The sequence below is a fragment of the Pelovirga sp. genome (assembly GCF_059864205.1).
This window is the reverse complement of record NZ_JCBCBS010000076.1, coordinates 1-17082: the sequence shown is the minus strand read 5'-3', so window position 1 is coordinate 17082 and position 17082 is coordinate 1. Positions and strand designations below refer to the sequence as shown.

Sequence of the window (17082 nt, the reverse complement as noted above, 5' to 3'; positions counted from 1 at the left end):
GTTTTATCTCCAATTTTCATGTGATGAAAAATAGCACTCAACGGGTTCGTTAGGCCGCCGGAATCAGTGAAATTCGCGCTGGACGCCCTGCCAGGCCGAAGGCTTGTAGTGGCGCAGGAAGAAGTTCAGATTTTCTCCTAAAACCTTGCGCAGATCGGTCGGCATGACCAGCGAGGAGATGGAGCCCAGGGCCAGTCCTTCTTTCGGATTCATCAGTTCTCTTTCGTAACGCTGATTCAGTGCGGCCTCTTCAAGTCTGAGCCATTCCGCCACTTCTTTTTCCGCATCTTTCTTGGCTTCGGCGCCGTCAAGGCCGGCCTTGATGCGCTCGCCGGTACCTTGTGTGATGCGCGTCTTGACCGAGCCACGCAGCTTGCGTAACTCATCTTTGTAGACAAATTCTTTGCCGGCCGGCCCCATAACCGCCAGCCGGGTGGTTGGTAAAGCCAGTACCAGGTCGGCGCCGGTCGGATAGTTGTTGTAGGAGGCGTAGGCGCCACCGAAAGCATTGCGCAGAATCAGCAGGATGCGGGGGGTGCGTACATCGACGATGGCGTCGAGCATGGAACGTCCGGCCTGAACAATGCCGCGCGCTTCCTGCTCACGTCCGGGGAGGAAGCCGGTGGTGTCTTCCATGAAAATCAACGGGATATTGTAAATGTTGCAGAACCGCACAAAACGGGCGATTTTCAGAGCTGAATCACAGTCGATCTGGCCGGAGGAGACGGCAGAGTTGTTGGCGACGAAACCGACGACATTACCACCAAGCCGTCCGAAGGCGGTAATGGCTTCACGCGCCCTGGTCGGCTGGATCTCAAAGTAATCACCATGGTCACAGATCTGCTGAATGACGATGGAAACATCGAACGGCGTATTGAAACCGGTTGGGGAATTAAAGGCTTTTTTCAACAGGGTGTTGATCTCCCAGGTTTTGCGATCAAGAGGATCGCTGGTCTCCTGGAAGTGAGCCATGCTGTGGTTATTGTCGGGGAGGTAGCTGAGCAGGCGAACCGCTGTCCGCAGGGCGGCCATCTCGTCGGAGACAGTCAGGTCGGTCACACCGGAAGCGGCATGAACCTTGGGCCCGCCCAGATCCTCAGGGCTGATGTCCTCACCGAGAACCGACTTGACAACCCCGGGGCCTGTCAGGCCGAAAAAGGTGTCTTCCGGCTGGATGACAAAGCTTCCCTGTCGCGGCAGGTAGGAGCCGCCACCAGCATTAAAACCGAACATGCACATGATGGTCGGAATCACGCCGCTGATTTTGCGCAGGGCGGTAAAGGCTTCAGCGTAACCGTCCAGACCACCGACGCCGGCGGGCACAAAGGCCCCGGCGGAGTCATTCATGCCGATCAGCGGAATTCCTTTTTCGCCGGCCATATACATCAGTCGTGCCAGTTTCTGGCCATTGGTGGCATCGATGGAGCCGGCACGGACGGTGAAATCATGTCCGTAAATAGCCACGTCACGGCCACCGATATTCAGGATGCCGGTCACCAGCGAGGCACCGTCAAGATTTTTTCCCCAGTTCTGAAAGAGAATGTTGGGCTCGTGGCTGGTCAGGAAGTTGATCCGTTCCCAGACCGTCATGCGCTTTTTGAAGTGCTGCTTTTCGATCTGGGCAACGCTGACCGACTTGATCGGACGCTGGATCAGCTCGTACCCTTCACGCATGACTTCTTCATAGGGGCCTGCCTTGCCGGCTATTTCCCCAGGAATAGTGAAATCAACCTGTTTTTTGGCGGCGAGGGGGTTTTGCAATGAGGGCTTGATTTTGTTGTTTGACATCGTTGGCATCCCTTTACAAAAGTTTTAAGTCGATAGTCTGAAGTCTGTTCAACTCAGCAGACATCAAAATGTTGAACACTGTTAAGATGATAAGGTGGTTCAGGGTGAATAAGGTTTATGGTTCGTTCAGGGTCACGCCCGGATGGATCATCCTGATGATTGCTATAAGAACATAAAACGGCGTTTTTTACAGCGCTAACAAACAAAAAATGAGAGAAATTGTCAAGGATAATTTTACTTAGGGTAAAAAAATACAGAATTTGTTTATCCCGGGTTGAATGCTTTTAGCCTGTTGTTTGGCTGGGGTGAGACCTGATTCTATAAATTGTCGCGCATAAATGAGATAAAAGACCGGTTAACGGCGTTTTTTGCGAGGTTTAACAGCGGTTCTGTGCGAATTATGGGTGTCAAGCAGGACCGTCACCAGATCTTCACGCTTACACAGGTGCAAGGCTTCTTCAATGTCGCGACGGGATTCCGGGCGGTGGTAAAGGAGCAGTGCCTTCTGTAGTTTTTTCTCCTTTGCCGTGCGCGGCACGTGCACCAGGGTGCCGCTGAAGGGGTCGCTACCGGTGTGAAAGATACAGGTCGACAGGGTGCCGGGGGTCGGGGTGAAATCCTGTACCTGCTCAACCTTAAGTTGGTGTCGTTGCAGATAGAGGGCCACATCGATCATGTCATTCAGGGTGCAACCGGGATGACCACTGATCAGGTATGGGACGATTCCAGGGAAATGACCTGTTTGCCGACAACGTTGACGGTAGTCATCAAGAAAGGCGGTAAATACCGCAGCACCCGGTTTGTGCATGACCCGGCTGACCGGATCACTGAAGGTTTCCGGCGCCACCTTGAGCAGGCCACCGATGTGATGTTCCAGTAATGCGTGGTAATAATCAGGCTGTAGCGGCAGCAGATCGTAGCGGATACCGGATGCAACGAAAACGTGCTTGACTTTGTGATGGGAACGAATCTGCGCCAGCAATTCGGCATTCTTCTGATTATCCGTTTGCAGATGCCGACAGCGTTCGGGAAACAGACAACTACTGCGGCGACAGCTGCGCTCATGGTCGGGGTTGCCGCAGGCCAGGCCGTACATGTTGGCTGTCGGCCCGCCGACATCGCTGATGGTGCCGTGAAAATCGGGCTGTGCGGCAATGACATCGACCTCTTTGATGATGGCGGCGATTGAGCGTGACTGGATGCGTTTGCCCTGGTGAGAGGCGATGGCACAGAATGCACAGCCGCCGAAGCAACCGCGATGGCTGGTGATCGAATGGCGAATCTGCAGGTAGGCCGGGATCGGCTCCAGGTACGATGGATGGGGTTGACGACTGAAGGGGAGGGCATAGATGCGATCCATCTCCTCTTCGCTTATGGGCAGAGACGGTGGATTTACAACCAGTTGCCGCTCACCGTGAGGCTGGTTCAATGGCACGGCGGCAAAGGGGTTGGTCTGCTCGGCCGCCAGCCGAAAGGCCATATTATATATCTGTGGGTCGGCAACCACGTCTTCAAAACTCGGCAGAGGAAGTGAATGGGCTGGAAGCGGATGATCTTTGCCGGCCAGATAAGCCGTGCCTCTGATATCGCGAAGGGCTGAAATATCCTCCCCCTGAGCGAGACGATGGGTTAACTCGAGGATGGTGTTTTCCGCCATGCCGTAAATGAGCAGGTCGGCTTTGCTGTCGACCAGGATCGAGCGCCTGATCCGATCCGACCAGTAATCGTAGTGAGCCAGTCGCCGCAGACTGGCTTCAATGCCGCCGATCACCGTCGCAACACCTTTGAAGGCCCCCTTGACCGCAGCGGTATAGGCGATGGTGGCACGATCCGGGCGCAGTCCGGCTTTTCCGCCAGGTGAGTAGGCATCGTTAGAGCGGATTTTTTTAGCTGCGGTGTAATGGTTGACCATAGAATCCATGGCACCGGCGGAAATGGCAGCAAAGAGCCGTGGCCGCCCCATACGCTGAAGTTGCTCGGGCTGCTTGATGTCGGGCTGGGGTATCACGCCAACGCGGAAGTCGGCAGCTTCCAACACCCGTGCCAGCAGGGGAACCCCGAACGCCGGATGATCAACATAGGCATCGCCACTGATAAACAGCACATCAAGCTGCTCCCAGCCGCGCCTGGACATTTCCTCCCGGCAGGTTGGTAACGGCTGTGAATTGTAGTCTTGGGGGTGGATGATCATGGGGAGATTTTTACCTTTAAGCTGAGGTTGATGGTGTAACGAGTCGTTTTTGCCCGAGAATAAAATGACCCCTGGTCGATTTGCGTTAAGTTATTCTGGATTCTACTCTGCATGAACTGTGGATGTTACCACTTTTGTGATCATTGCTGTAGCCCCGCAAGCTGTCAGTATATTGTAGTTGCCAAGAGGCAGGGAGGTTGTAAGGATCTTAGATAACACAACAATGTGGGTGTTGGTGAGTAAAGATAATCTGCAGAAGGTCATTGTGAGAGAAACGATAGGTCAGCCAGCTAGTGTGAGCGACGTACGAATCGGTCTTGCTTGAGAACGCCGACCCTTGATTTCAGACGTTACCTGTTTGCCAATGGGCAATTTGCGTGCATACCGATTCGTTGGACGGACAGTGGCGAGTATAGTGAGAAAAAGCTGCGAACCCGCGCAACCGGAGAGCGCGCAGCCTTCAAGGTGTCATTCAATCAGCAGTTAGCAGTGCTGACAGTACCGATGGAAAATCCTTTACCGTATTGATTGTCGATATAGTTGACCTGGCGATCCCGGGTAAAGGGCAGGATCGATTCTTCAATCAGTAGATCAATGTCATTAACAGTGTGAAGCTGCAGGTCATTTTTCAGCTCATCCAGAGCCAACCCCAAGCGGGGGCCGCCTCAGCCAAAGCCTTCAAAAACAACCCGCAGGTATCTGTCGGGATGTTCCTGCATCAATTCCTTGATCTTGTCGCGAGCGAGATCGGTGATTTTCAGCATCATGCATCTCCTGGTGATGGTTATTGGTTCGTCGTCGATTCTGGATGCAAAGTGGGCACGCCACCTTGATGGTTACCCTCAGGTAAAACCGGTTCCGCTATTTGGACGACATGGACTGCCGGACCTGCTGAGTGCCGTACGTGATATCCTGCGTACGGCCGGGGTTGCACAGAGCGGGCAGGGGATATCGGCTAGCGGTTTTGATTGAATCTTTTCGGTAACTTTTTCACATTGGTGGCATTGGTATTCAAAGATCGGCATAACTCCTCCACATCTAAATATGCGGATAATAATATATACAGAACAGACAATTTGCAACATTTTTTTCTGTTACCGAAAGGTGATCATTCGATCATAGACTGGCGATCATTATAATATATACTAACGCTGTTTTACTTTATTCTTTACGAGGAGGTCATTATGACGGAAATACCTGTTTTGAGCCGTGTAGAGGATTATATCGGTTACATCACCCTCAATCGCCCCCAGGCCTTTAACACCTTTACCCCCGAATTTGCTGATCTGCTCGATCAGAGCTTGTGGGCGCTGGAGAAAAATGAAGAGGTTCGGGTCATTGTCGTTGAAGCGAAAGGGAAACACTTCAGCGTTGGTATTTCCCTTGAGGAGTTTCGTGGCAAGTCGCCCCTCGAAGCGCGGCGCTTTCTCCATCGGATCGATGCCTTTTATCACACCCTGAATCGCTTGAACAAACCAACCATTGCCGCTGTCCAGGGGTATGCAGCTGCCAATGGTGCCGGCCTCTCTTTTGCCTGTGATATGACGGTTGCGACCCAAAGTGCAGTATTCGGTACCACCGCCATCAATGTCGGACTGATCTGTCTTGGTCCGGCAGTGCCCCTGCTGCGCCTGGTCGGGCGTAAAAAAGCGCTGGAAATGATTCTCACTGGTGAGACCTTAAGTGCTACCGAAGCGCACCGCCTGGGGTTGGTCAATCGGGTTGTGGCTGACGATGCGCTGGCGGTCGAAACCCTGAAGCTGGCGCAGACCCTGACAGCTAAAAGTCCACTGGCTCTGCGTGCCGGTAAAGAAGGGTTGCGACGGTTGCAGGATGTGCCTTACCATCAGGCGTTGGAAAATATGGACGATCTTTTTGCCGCCCTGACCACTTGCAGTGATGCTGAAGAAGGGATTAGCGCCTTTCTGGAAAAGCGACCACCACAGTGGCAAGAATGTTGAATTTATAATGGTCATCTGGTCAGGTATGCTGGGAACGTCATCCATGACCGCTTGTTGTCGCCATCCATGGCGACAAACACCCCTGCCACAGGACCCAAAGGCCCTTCACAAGGATAGTGGTGAATAGTTACAAAAACAGTCGCCATCGTCTCACGGTTTCGACGTAGGTAAGTACGCCTTATTATTCAACCATGGCGCGCCTTGCATGTGGCGCTTTGAGCTTAGCCATCCAACCTGATGCTTTTGGCGCAAGTATCAAGGTTTGACAACAGGTAAATTTAGGCTACAGTTATATGACTTTTAATAAGCTTCCGATAACAGCAAACCCGGAGAGATCCGGGGACGCAAAGCCACGGGTCCCATGCGGACAGCCGGGTTGCCGAAGAGCCAGTGGTCGGGCCCACTTCGGGATGAAGCTGGGCTCTTTTTTTGCTGACCGTCGTAGCGGAAAAAGCGTGTATTGACGATGATCAGAGCTCGTGTCTAGATGTGATCTGATGATAAAAAGGTGAACGCAGGGTGCCCGGAAAAATAGTATTTAGTCGCTGTTCGGACGGGGTTGGATGATTGCAACCACTGGAGGTCGGCTTTGATGGACGCACCGCGAGAAAACATCTATCAGCAGCGTCGCGTATTGCGTCAAAAACGATCGCGATTTGCAAAATTCACTGCCGCCATTGGTCTGAGACCTCGTCTTTTATCCGCATTTTTTCTCGTCTCTTTGATCCCATTGATCCTTCTCTCTAGTGTTCAATACCATACTACCAAGCGCAATACCCTTGATTTGATTGAGGTAAGCATGGCCCAGCTGGTTGAAGGGCAGCAGCGGCACCTTAATCATGAATTGCAGCGTCTTTTGGAGCAATTGAAACTGGTGACCAGCCGGACCCAGCTGCGCACCAGCCTGAAGGCTTACAGTCAGACGCGGGATTCAGACCAGCTTGAGCTGTTGAACCGGATTTTGAACGATACTCTTTTATCAATGGAACATTTTGTCGGCATTTGGGTTCGTGATCCTGATGACGTTCTGGTGACGGGAGTTTTTGACAGGGATTCTGATGTTCTTCCTTCCTTGGTTCCGCCGGTGTTGAAAACAGCAGTGGAGCAATTACAGTTGCATTGGGGAGAAGGGGAACTTCCATACATCTGGGTAAGTGGCCCCCTTTATCGCGCCGATGAAAACATCGGCAGTCTTCATTTGCTGGTATCAATGGCAGACATATACGCTGTGCTTAAAGATTTCGGCTGCAAAGAGTTGGGCCGGAAAACCGCTCTGTTGCTGCCTGCTGCAAATCAGCAAGTAAAGGTTTTGGCCCCTGATTGTCCTGACCATTTTGAAGATCATCAGGGTTTTTACCATTTCCTGGAGTCGACAGATCTCTATAGCGCGGCCGTTAACCGGGGCGATCCGGTTACTGCCTACCACCGTGGACAGATAACGATGGTGCGCCAACTTAATCACGGCTTTGGTGATGTTTTTGTCCATGGTTCACCGACTTTTCTGGTGGATATCTTCTGGAGCCAGATACGCTATCTGGTGCTGATGACCCTGCTTTCGCTGGTTCTTGTCCTGTCAATGGCCTTTGCCTTGACCAAGATGATCGTGCGACCCGTCAGGGAACTGATCAAGGCAACAGCGATTATGCACTATGGTTCAACCGATGTGCGGATCAAGGAACGCTTCTGGGGTGAGTTTGCTGAGTTGACACGGTCTTTCAATCGTGCCATGCGGATGCTTTCACGCCGTACCCGGGAGTTGAACCGGGAAATTGAAGCACGGCGCCGATCACAGGAAAAACTGATTGACCTGGCCAATACCGATACCCTGACTGGTTTAATCAATCGCCGTTTTTTTATGGAAAAATTGCGCGAGACACTCAGCTCGCCGGGCCGAGAGCGTCAGCCCGCCGCTCTTTTATATCTGGATCTTGATGATTTCAAACCGATCAATGACCGGATGGGGCACGAAGCGGGAGATCTGGTGCTGCAGGTCGTAGCCGGACGGATCCGCCATCTGTTGCGTGAAGGAGACATAGCCGCCCGCCTGGGTGGTGATGAGTTTGCTCTGTTACTGATGAAGAGTACTAGCCACATCCTCGATCCAGACATGGTTGCGAAGCGGGTTGAAGAGCAGATAACCCTGCCGATGACCATCAAGGATCAGGTCATTAGCGTCGGCTGCAGTATTGGCGCGGTCAGGCTTTTTCCCGGTGATGTTCCCCAGGATGTGCTCAATCGGGCAGATCAGAAGATGTACCGGGTCAAGCATAAGAAGCGCGGCACAGTAGCTTCAATAATCTGAGCTTCCAATGGAAAGAACCGTTAAGCCGTTTGATGTCTGCGCAGCAAGGGTGGGATAATCGTAACAGAGACGAAGAATCAGTTGTCTACCGTCAACTCCAGGTGAATGAATCGCCAGTTTCATTGCCGCAGGCTGATGGCTGTCAAAGAAACAGCCTGTAGGCTGGATCATCTGTCTGCTCCAGATAGCGGTAGCCGATACGGTCAAGAAACTGCATCAGTTTGCTTTCATCCCCGTGCGGCAATTCCAGACCGATCAGCACGCGGCCAAATTCTCCCCCCTGGTTGCGGTAGTGAAACAGGGAAATATTCCAGTTGGTTCCCATATCGGCCAGAAAGCGGGTCAGGGCACCGGCGCGTTCCGGGAACCAGAAGCGGAACAGGCGCTCGCTGGTGGCGGTTGACGAGCGCCCGCCAACCATGTAACGCAAATGAGTTTTAGCCAATTCATTGGCGGTCAAATCGATAGTCGGGTAACCGCTTTGAGTGAGTTGGGTACAAAAGGCTTGACGCGCTTGCTCCCCCCCAACGGCAACGCCAAGGAACAAATGGGCTTGTTCGCGATCAGCAAGGCGATAGCTGAACTCGGTGATGCTGATCCCGACCAGCAGGTCACTACAGAAGTGGCGTAATGCTCCAGGTTCTTCCGGAATGGTGACGGCAAACAGAGATTCCAGTCCTTCACCGATCTGGGTGCGTTCCGAGACATAGCGCAGGCGCTCAAAGTTCATGTTGGCCCCGGAGTTGATGGCAACCAGGGTTTGTCCGGTGATCCCCTGGTGCTTGACATACTGTTTAAGACCGGCCATTGCCAGGGCGCCGGCAGGTTCAACGATGGAGCGACTGGCCTGGTAAACACTCTTGATAGCACTGCAGATCTCATCGGTTGAGACGCGAATAATATCATCGACATGTTTACGGCACAGGTCGAAGGTTTTTTTGCCGACCTGGCGCACCGCCACGCCATCGGCAAAAATGCCGACAGTCTCCAGGGTGACACGTCTGTCGGCGGCCAGAGACTGGAACATGGCGTCACTGTCGAGGGGTTCGACACCAATAATCCGGACCTGCGGTGCCAGCGCCTTGAAATAGGTAGCAATGCCGGCAATCAGGCCGCCACCGCCCACCGGCACAAAAATCGCGTCGAGCTTGCCGGCGCTCTGACGCAGGATTTCATCCGCTACGGTTCCCTGTCCGGCAATAATCAGTTCATCATCAAAAGGGTGGATAAAGGTCAGGTCACGCTGCTTCTGCAGCAGATCGCAATGGTCCGCGGCTTCGGAGTAGTTGTCGCCATGGAGAACAACCTCGGCACCGAGCCTTTTGACCGCGTCAATTTTTATTTTCGGGGTGGTTACCGGCATTACGATCAACGCCTTAATGCCGAGTTTTTTGGCGGAAAAGGCCACCCCTTGAGCATGATTGCCGGCCGAGGCACAGATAACGCCGCTGATCTGTTCGGTTTCGTAAAGGTGGGCAATCTTGTTGTAAGCACCACGAATTTTAAACGAAAAAACCGGCTGTAGATCTTCTCTTTTAATCAGTATCCGGTTATTCAGTTGCAGCGAGAGTTCTGTCGCATCTTCGAGAGGGGTTTCGATAGCCGCCTCGTAGACCCGCGAAGTAAGGATTTTGCGTATCATGTCTTGCATGGTGGTTGCTTCCTTTTAGCTATGGTGTTATTCGCTGCGCAGGTCGGCCGATTGGCCATCCCGTTCAATAAACATCTTCATGTATTGCAGCCGTTCATAATCTTTGGGGGTGTGGCTGGTATGGCGGCTCAGCTGTCCGCGAAATCCTGCTAGCGACCTATAGCCATTGTTTTCCATCCACTGCCGTAGCTCTTTTTCGATTACGCCCAGCTGACCTAACCCGTGCAGGTAAAGGGTCGAGCAGAGCTGCGTGACGCTGGCGCCGGCGAGCAGCGCTTTGATGACCCCGGCGCTATCGTGGATACCTGTCGTGGCACCAAAATCACAGTTGACGGTGCCGTAGAGCAGGGAAATCCAGCGCAATGTATCGGCCATATCATGGGGGGAACTGTAGGGCGAACCGTGGGTCAGTTGTTGCTTGTCAATATCGATATCAAAACGGTAAAAGCGATTGAAAAGAACCAAGGCATCAGCTCCTCTATGGATAAGCTTGCCGGGTTGACGATCCTTCCCCATCCAGCCAACGCTGTAGGCCGGTGCTTCGGCCTGGTTGCTGGTCAGGCGTTTGGCAACATGGGCAAAAGAGGTGAAGTAAGGACCGATTTTCAGCGCCACTGGAATGTTTGCCTGGTGTTTGACTTCACGCAGAATGCCTAGATAATCAGCGACAATGTGATCACAGGGAGGTGACGAATCGGTTGGCAGAATGCTGATATTGAGTTCGATGGCATCGGCTCCGGCTTCCTGGAGCTGACGGGCGTAGCCGGCCCACGAATCAGCACTGACGCAATTGAGGCTGGCAATAATGGGGATGGTCACCGCCTTTTTGGCTTCCCTGACCAGCTTGAGGTACTGCGAGGGGCCGAATGCAGTCCCGTAACTCTGCAAATACTGGAAGGCTTCGCCGTAGCCTGAGTATTCTTCAGCGTGAAGGCTTAAGGACGAAATTTCTCCCTTGATCTGCTCCTCGAACAGGGAGCGCAAAACCACGGCACCGGCACCGGCCTCGGCACATTGACGCACCCCGTCGAGGGTGCCGGTAAGACAGCAACTGGCGACAACCAGTGGATTTTTCAGGGAGAGCCCCATATAGTTAGTGGACAGGTCGATCATCGTCGCCTCCGTTGATCAGCGCCATTGTTGTTAGCCTTAATTGCGGCAGGCCTGTTTCTTTGTGTGTGTCAGTGTGGTTATACTAACGGCCTATGAAAAAAATCCATGTCTTCAGCTTTTATGAAGGATACCAGGCCGAGCTGCTGCGGGATATTCTCGCTCGCGAGGGGATAAACTGCGTTTTGCGCAATGTTCAGTTGACCGCCGCCGTCGGTGAGATTCCTTTTGTTGAGTGTTGTCCGGAACTCTGGGTTATAGATAATGAAGCCTGGCCTCGGGCAAAAATGTTTGTTGACGCCTGGTTTAAAAAAGACGCTGTTGCACCGTCATGGACCTGCCCGCAATGTCGGGAGGCCCTCGAAGGGCACTTCGGCGCCTGCTGGCGCTGTGGCACTATTCGCGCTGAAGGATAGATATTCTCCATCCGGCAGCCCTGGAAATCAACCGGCAAGTTTCTGTCCGCTAGATAACATATCGCTGAGGCGGTGAACAGGGTTGTCTGGTCTAAAGATCGACACAGGCTGTTCTTTTAGCGTTTGTAACTGTTCAGCACCGGATCTTCGGATCCTATGTCAAGGGACGCGATTGTTTCCCGTTGGGTCATCCATGACCGCTTGTTGTCGCCGTCCATGGCGACAAACACCCCTGCCACCGGAGCCCCGATCCTGCACAAGGATAGTGCTGAATAGTTACTAGCGTTTTTCGCTAAAGAGGATCAAAAGAAAGGAATAGACAGATGATACTCTCCGGCCGGGAAATCGACGCTCGCATGGGTCAGGATATTGTTATCCAACCCTACGATAAATCGCGTCTTAACCCCAACAGTTATAATCTGGCATTGCATGACGAGTTGCTGATTTACACGGAGAAGCAGCTCGATATGAAAAAGAACAATCCCTGGACCACCCTCACCATTCCGCCGGAAGGTTTTGTGCTGGAGCCGAACCGGCTGTATCTTGGTCGGACAGTGGAATATACTGAGACCCTCAATCTGGTGCCGATGCTGGAGGGGCGCTCATCAGTGGGGCGCCTGGGGTTGTTCGTTCACGTGACGGCAGGGTTTGGGGATGTTGGCTTTCGCGGCTTCTGGACCCTGGAAATGTTCAGCGTGCAGCCAATCCGAATTTATGCCGGAGTAGAGATATGCCAGATATATTACCACGCCCTGCAGGGGGAAAGTGATCCCTACAGCAGCGGTAAATATCAGGATAACCGGGGAATTCAACCGAGTCTGCTGTATTGCGACTATATCGATTAACTTGATTGTTCCATCATCTTTACAACGTGCATTTTAACTTTGGAGTTTTATGTCAACGCAATCGCCGCTAACTAACTATCTGAAGGATTATCGTTCTCCAGCCTATCTGGTTGAGCAGGTTGACCTCGATTTTTATCTGAACCCGACAGCGACCCAGGTCACCTCGATCCTTAAACTGCAACTGAACCATGATCGCAGCGGGGTCATTGAACCGCTGGTGCTGGACGGCGAAAATCTGCACTTGCTGGGAGTCAAGGTGGATGGTATTCCCCTGTCCCCGGTCGACTATCGGTGTGATGACGTCAGTCTGACGATTGTTGCCCCGCCTGCACGGTTCGTTCTGGAAGTTGTCACCCGTATTGATCCGCTCAACAACACGGCGCTGGAGGGACTTTATCAATCCAACGATATTTTCTGTACCCAGTGTGAGGCCGAAGGTTTTCGCAAGATCACTTATTATCCCGATCGCCCCGATGTCCTGGCACCTTTCCGGGTACGGATCGAAGGGGAGCGGACCGACTGTCCGGTGTTGCTGAGTAACGGCAATCTGTTGGACCAGGGGGTGCTGGATAACGGTCGCCACTTTGCACGTTGGGAAGACCCGTTTCCCAAGCCGAGCTATCTGTTCGCCCTGGTGGCCGGTAATCTGGTTTGTCTCGAAGATTATTACACCACCCTGTCCGGGCGGCAGGTGCTGTTGCAGATTTATGTGGAGGAGCGTAACCGCAACGACTGTGACTTTGCTATGGAGTCGCTGAAAAAATCGATGAAGTGGGAAGAGGATGTCTATGGGCTCGAGTACGATCTCGATCGCTACATGATCGTTGCCGTCGATGATTTCAATATGGGCGCGATGGAGAACAAGGGGCTTAATGTATTTAACTCAAAATACGTGCTTGCCCGACCGGAAATAGCAACCGATAGCGATTATCTGGGAATTGAAGCGGTTATCGCCCATGAATATTTCCACAACTGGACCGGTAACCGGGTCACCTGCCGTGACTGGTTCCAGCTGAGCTTAAAGGAGGGGTTGACGGTGCTGCGTGATCAGCAGTTTTCTGCTGATATGCAGTCTGCCGCAGTCAAGCGAATCGATGATGTCGCCTTGCTGCGCCAGTTTCAGTTCCCCGAAGACGCCGGACCGATGGCCCATCCGGTGCGGCCGGAATCCTACGTTGAAATAAATAACTTTTACACCACAACCATCTACAACAAGGGCGCTGAAGTCATCCGTATGATCGAGACTTTGCTCGGCCGCGAAAAGTTCATCGAAGGTGTACGCCTGTATCTGGCCCGCCATGACGGGCAGGCGGCGACCTGTGAAGATTTTGTCGCGGCCCTGGAGGAAGCCGGTCAGGTTGACCTGACCCAGTTCCGGCGCTGGTATACCCAGGCCGGCACCCCTGAAGTGCAGATTGCCGGCCGCTATGACCCTGACGCTCAAACCTTCACCCTCGACTGTCAGCAAAACTGTCCGCTGACCCCCGGGCAGCCCGAAAAGGAGCCGTTTCATCTGCCGCTGGTTGTCGGCTTGCTCGGCAGCACCGGCACGGATCTGCCGCTGCAGTTGGTCACGGATGAATCCCCCGCTGCCGGTAGTCGAGTTCTCGTGCTGAAACAGGCGCGCGAGCAATTCACTTTTGTTGGCGTTCAGGAACAACCGGTACTGTCGGTGCTGCGAGGCTTTTCCGCGCCGGTACGATTGAAAATGCAAGATCGGGCAGAAGATCTGGCTTTTCGCATGGCGTATGACCGCGATTCCTTCAATCGCTGGGAAGCCGGTCAGCAGCTGGCCGTTACCGAACTGCTGCAGCTCTACCGTCAGAAACAACAAACCGAGGTGTCTAGCGGGCTGAGCAAGGTGTTTGTTGATGCCTGGGGCGTTGCTTTGGCGGATAACACGGCTGATGAAAGCCTGCTGGCGCGCATGCTGCAATTGCCCAGTGAACAGTATCTGGCGGATCAGTTGACAGAGGTTGATCCGCAGTTGATCAGGGTGGTGCGTGAACAGGCCCTCCGCCAGTTACTGGCTGCCCATCGTGACCAACTGGCACGGCGTTATGCCAGCTATACCAGCACGGGAGACTATTCCCTTAGTCCGGTTGCGGTTGGTCGCCGCCGTCTTGCCCATGGCTGTCTGGCGCTGCTGATGCTGGAGCCACAGCAGGCGCAACTTGATCGTTGTTTGCGGCAATATCAGCAGGCCGATAACATGACCGATCGGCTGGCAGCCTTTACTGCCCTGGTAGATAACGATAACCCGCTGCGTGATCAGGTCAAGGAGGACTTCTATCGGCAGTGGAAACACTATCCATTGTTGCTCGATAAGTGGTTTTCTGTTCTGGCGTCGAGGCGTCACGAAAACACTTTTTTTGACATAGAGCGTTTGCTGCTGCACCCTGATTTTACCCTGAACAACCCTAATCGTGTGCGTGCACTGCTTGGTGCCTTTGCCCAGAATCTGACGGTTTTTCATCGCAGCGACGGCACTGGTTACCGCTTGCTCACCGAGCAGATCAGGCGTCTGGACAAGCGTAATCCACAGGTGGCGGCGCGTATGGCAACCCCCCTGACGCGTTGGCAACGCCTGGAGCCGAAGCGGCGTGCGCTGCTGCGCGAAGAGTTGGTGGCTTTGCAGCAGGGAAACCTGTCACGTGATTTATACGAAATCGTCAATAAAAGTCTGGCCTGAGACGGGAGTAATGAAAGCTGATGGATTATACAATTATTGGGTGTGGTGATATCGGTAAACGGGTTGCCGGAGAGTTGCTTGGTCAGGGACACAGGGTGCAGGCGACGGCCCATAAGGCCGATGGGGTAGCTCAACTCGCAGAAACAGGAGTTGTGCCGGTCGTTGCCAATTTCGATTATCGGGAGGACCTGCCGGTCCTGGCAGTCCATTGCCACCGGGTCTTTTATTTTATGCCACCGCAAGGAGGCGGAACCAGCGATGCGCGCATGGCAAACTTCTGTCGCATGCTGAGTTCCGATAACTGCCCGCAGCGGATTGTCTATGTGAGTACCAGTGGCGTTTATGGTGACTGCGGCGCTGAGCTGGTCACCGAGGAAACGCCGGTCAACCCGCAGACCAGCCGCGCCAAACGCCGCGTCAGTGCCGAAAACCAGTTGCGTGACAAAGCCGGAGAGTTGGGTTTTGACCTGATCATTCTGCGCGTGACCGGCATCTATGGTCCTGGTCGCCTGCCATTGGCACAACTGCATAAAGGGCATCAGGTGTTGCGCCCGGAGGACTCACCGGTTACCAATCGCATTCACAGCCTCGATCTGGTGCGTATCTGCCTGGTCGCTATGGAGCGTGGCGAGGCGGGGGACATTTTTAATGTCTGCGATGGTCAGCACAGTAGTATGAGTGAATATTTTACTGCGGTCGCTGATCTGTATAATCTTCCGCGACCACAGCAGTTAAGCTGGGACGAAGCGCAACAGATCATGAATCCCCTGACCCTGTCCTTTCTTCAAGAATCGCGGCGTATGACCAATCGCAAGATGCTGGGAAAGCTTGGCATCGAGCTGCTGTATCCGACCCTCGAGGAGGGGTTGACGGTCTGCCGCCTACTCGATGAGGAACAGGCTGCGGCAATAACGGTCACGTCGGAGTGATGGCTGGCGTTTTTGTGTTATTAACGTCAGTCAACGGTTGCTGGAAATCTTGTAGTGGGCTAAAGTGACAGTTCGAGCCGAGATCTTAAAGCTGACTTTTCACGTCGATTGATACCATCAAGGATAAAGGGAGCATATCTCATGAGTGAACCGGGAAAAACCAAGTTTCAGATCGATCTGCGCCGCCATTTGCGCGAAACTGGTGTTGAGGAGAACCTGATCCATCTTATTTGTGAGATTGCCGAAGCATCCAAATACATTATCCATTCCATTCGAACCGGTGATCTTGGTGTTGCCGGTACTTCCAATCTCTATGGTGAGAAGCAGCTGGCTCTGGACGTTCTGGCGGATCGGATCCTGCGCAAACGTCTTGATCATTCCGGGGTAGTCGCTAACATGATGTCGGAGGAAATGGATCAGATCATCCCCGTTTCCCCGGACTGGGAGGGTAAATATTCGGTTGCCTTTGACCCGCTGGATGGTTCTTCGTTGGTTGACGTCAACCTGGCGGTAGGGACCATTGTTGCCATTTTTCCCGGCTACGATCTAATGCGCCCCGGTCGCGAACAGGTGGCAGCAATGTATATCCTCTATGGTCCGCGCACGACCCTGGTTTACAGCGTTGGTGATGGCGTCTATGAATTCGGAATGAACAGTCTGATGGAGTACACCCTGTTGCGCGAGAACATCACCTTAAAGCCTGAAGGCAAGCTCTATTCTCCCGGTGGTTTGCGTAATCAGTACACCCCAGGGGTCGAGGCTTATGTTTCCGCCCTGGAGAAGCGTGGTGTAAAGTTGCGCTACAGTGGCGGTTTTGTGCCGGATATCAATCAGGTTCTGCTCAAAGGGGAGGGCATTTTTCTCTACCCCCATCTTAAGGACCTGCCGCGCGGCAAGCTGCGCCTGCTGTTCGAACTCAGTCCGATGGCGTATCTGATTGAGCAGGCCGGCGGAGCGGCTTCCGACGGCCACCAACCGATCCTTGATCTGGTGCCGAGCCATATCCACGAGCGCGCACCGGTCTTCATCGGTTGCAAGGAAGATGTCGCTCTGGCAGAGAAAACGCTGCGTAGCCACGAAGGGGGAATAGACGCTCCTGCACAAAAGGGGCGTACAGCGAAGACATCAGCATAATTGCTTGGCCGGGGTTTCCTTCTGGAGGCCCGTCGGGTTTAGCGCAAAGCTAACGGGGGGGAG

General features: G+C 53.4%; 13 protein-coding genes and 1 riboswitch. Of the genes, 7 read left to right on the top strand and 6 right to left on the bottom strand.

What is annotated here, in order from left to right; all coding sequences use genetic code 11:
• Positions 1–63 precede the first annotated feature (63 nt).
• The 4 genes from AC6F7T_RS04640 to AC6F7T_RS04625 all read right to left on the bottom strand — a co-directional run bounded on the left by AC6F7T_RS04640 (position 64) and on the right by AC6F7T_RS04625 (position 5004).
• A complete protein-coding gene (locus AC6F7T_RS04640; protein WP_500716830.1) occupies positions 64–1788 on the bottom strand; it encodes a carboxyl transferase domain-containing protein in 1725 nt (574 codons plus the stop codon).
• 355 nt (positions 1789–2143) lie between these two features.
• A complete protein-coding gene (locus AC6F7T_RS04635; RefSeq protein ID WP_500716829.1) occupies positions 2144–3979 on the bottom strand; it encodes a YgiQ family radical SAM protein in 1836 nt (611 codons plus the stop codon).
• A gap of 476 nt (positions 3980–4455) precedes the next feature.
• The gene (locus AC6F7T_RS04630) at positions 4456–4632 is read right to left on the bottom strand and encodes a hypothetical protein (RefSeq protein ID WP_500716828.1); all 177 of its coding nucleotides are present in this window, start codon (positions 4630–4632) and stop codon (positions 4456–4458) included.
• A gap of 189 nt (positions 4633–4821) precedes the next feature.
• The gene (locus AC6F7T_RS04625; protein WP_500716827.1) at positions 4822–5004 is read right to left on the bottom strand and encodes an FmdB family zinc ribbon protein; all 183 of its coding nucleotides are present in this window, start codon (positions 5002–5004) and stop codon (positions 4822–4824) included.
• Between the two features lie 159 nt (positions 5005–5163).
• Between AC6F7T_RS04625 and AC6F7T_RS04620 the strand changes: the two genes are divergently transcribed.
• Together AC6F7T_RS04620 and AC6F7T_RS04615 are read left to right on the top strand one after the other, a co-directional pair.
• Positions 5164–5940, top strand: a complete 777-nt coding sequence (locus AC6F7T_RS04620; RefSeq protein WP_500716826.1) for an enoyl-CoA hydratase-related protein — start codon at positions 5164–5166, stop codon at positions 5938–5940.
• 309 nt (positions 5941–6249) lie between these two features.
• Positions 6250–6324, top strand: a riboswitch (cyclic di-GMP riboswitch).
• A gap of 415 nt (positions 6325–6739) precedes the next feature.
• A complete protein-coding gene (locus AC6F7T_RS04615) occupies positions 6740–8242 on the top strand; it encodes a diguanylate cyclase domain-containing protein (RefSeq protein WP_500716825.1) in 1503 nt (500 codons plus the stop codon).
• A 142-nt stretch (positions 8243–8384) separates the two neighbouring features.
• Here AC6F7T_RS04615 and ilvA read toward each other — a convergent pair whose 3' ends face one another.
• Both ilvA and AC6F7T_RS04605 read right to left on the bottom strand, forming a co-directional pair.
• Positions 8385–9893 carry a threonine ammonia-lyase, biosynthetic gene (gene ilvA, locus AC6F7T_RS04610; RefSeq protein WP_500716824.1) on the bottom strand — a complete coding sequence of 503 codons (1509 nt, stop codon included), beginning with the start codon at positions 9891–9893 and terminating at the stop codon, positions 8385–8387.
• Between the two features lie 27 nt (positions 9894–9920).
• Positions 9921–11006 (bottom strand): dihydroorotate dehydrogenase-like protein, encoded by a 1086-nt coding sequence (locus tag AC6F7T_RS04605; protein ID WP_500716823.1) that lies wholly within the window; start codon positions 11004–11006, stop codon positions 9921–9923.
• Positions 11007–11098: 92 nt separating this feature from the next.
• Here AC6F7T_RS04605 and AC6F7T_RS04600 point away from each other — a divergent pair, with 92 nt between their 5' ends.
• The 5 genes from AC6F7T_RS04600 (at position 11099) to AC6F7T_RS04580 (ending at position 17019) form a co-directional block, all read left to right on the top strand.
• Positions 11099–11419: a putative signal transducing protein gene (locus AC6F7T_RS04600; protein ID WP_500716822.1), complete on the top strand. Its 321-nt coding sequence runs from the start codon at positions 11099–11101 to the stop codon at positions 11417–11419.
• A 323-nt stretch (positions 11420–11742) separates the two neighbouring features.
• Positions 11743–12264 carry a dCTP deaminase gene (gene dcd, locus AC6F7T_RS04595; protein ID WP_500716821.1) on the top strand — a complete coding sequence of 174 codons (522 nt, stop codon included), beginning with the start codon at positions 11743–11745 and terminating at the stop codon, positions 12262–12264.
• Between the two features lie 49 nt (positions 12265–12313).
• Entirely contained in the window at positions 12314–14956 is a 2643-nt protein-coding gene (pepN, locus tag AC6F7T_RS04590) for an aminopeptidase N (RefSeq protein WP_500716820.1), read from the top strand.
• A 20-nt stretch (positions 14957–14976) separates the two neighbouring features.
• Positions 14977–15885, top strand: coding sequence for an NAD-dependent epimerase/dehydratase family protein (locus tag AC6F7T_RS04585; RefSeq protein WP_500716819.1), 909 nt, complete (start codon positions 14977–14979; stop codon positions 15883–15885).
• Positions 15886–16026: 141 nt separating this feature from the next.
• Positions 16027–17019, top strand: a complete 993-nt coding sequence (locus AC6F7T_RS04580; RefSeq protein WP_500716818.1) for a class 1 fructose-bisphosphatase — start codon at positions 16027–16029, stop codon at positions 17017–17019.
• The last annotated feature ends 63 nt before the right edge of the window (positions 17020–17082 follow it).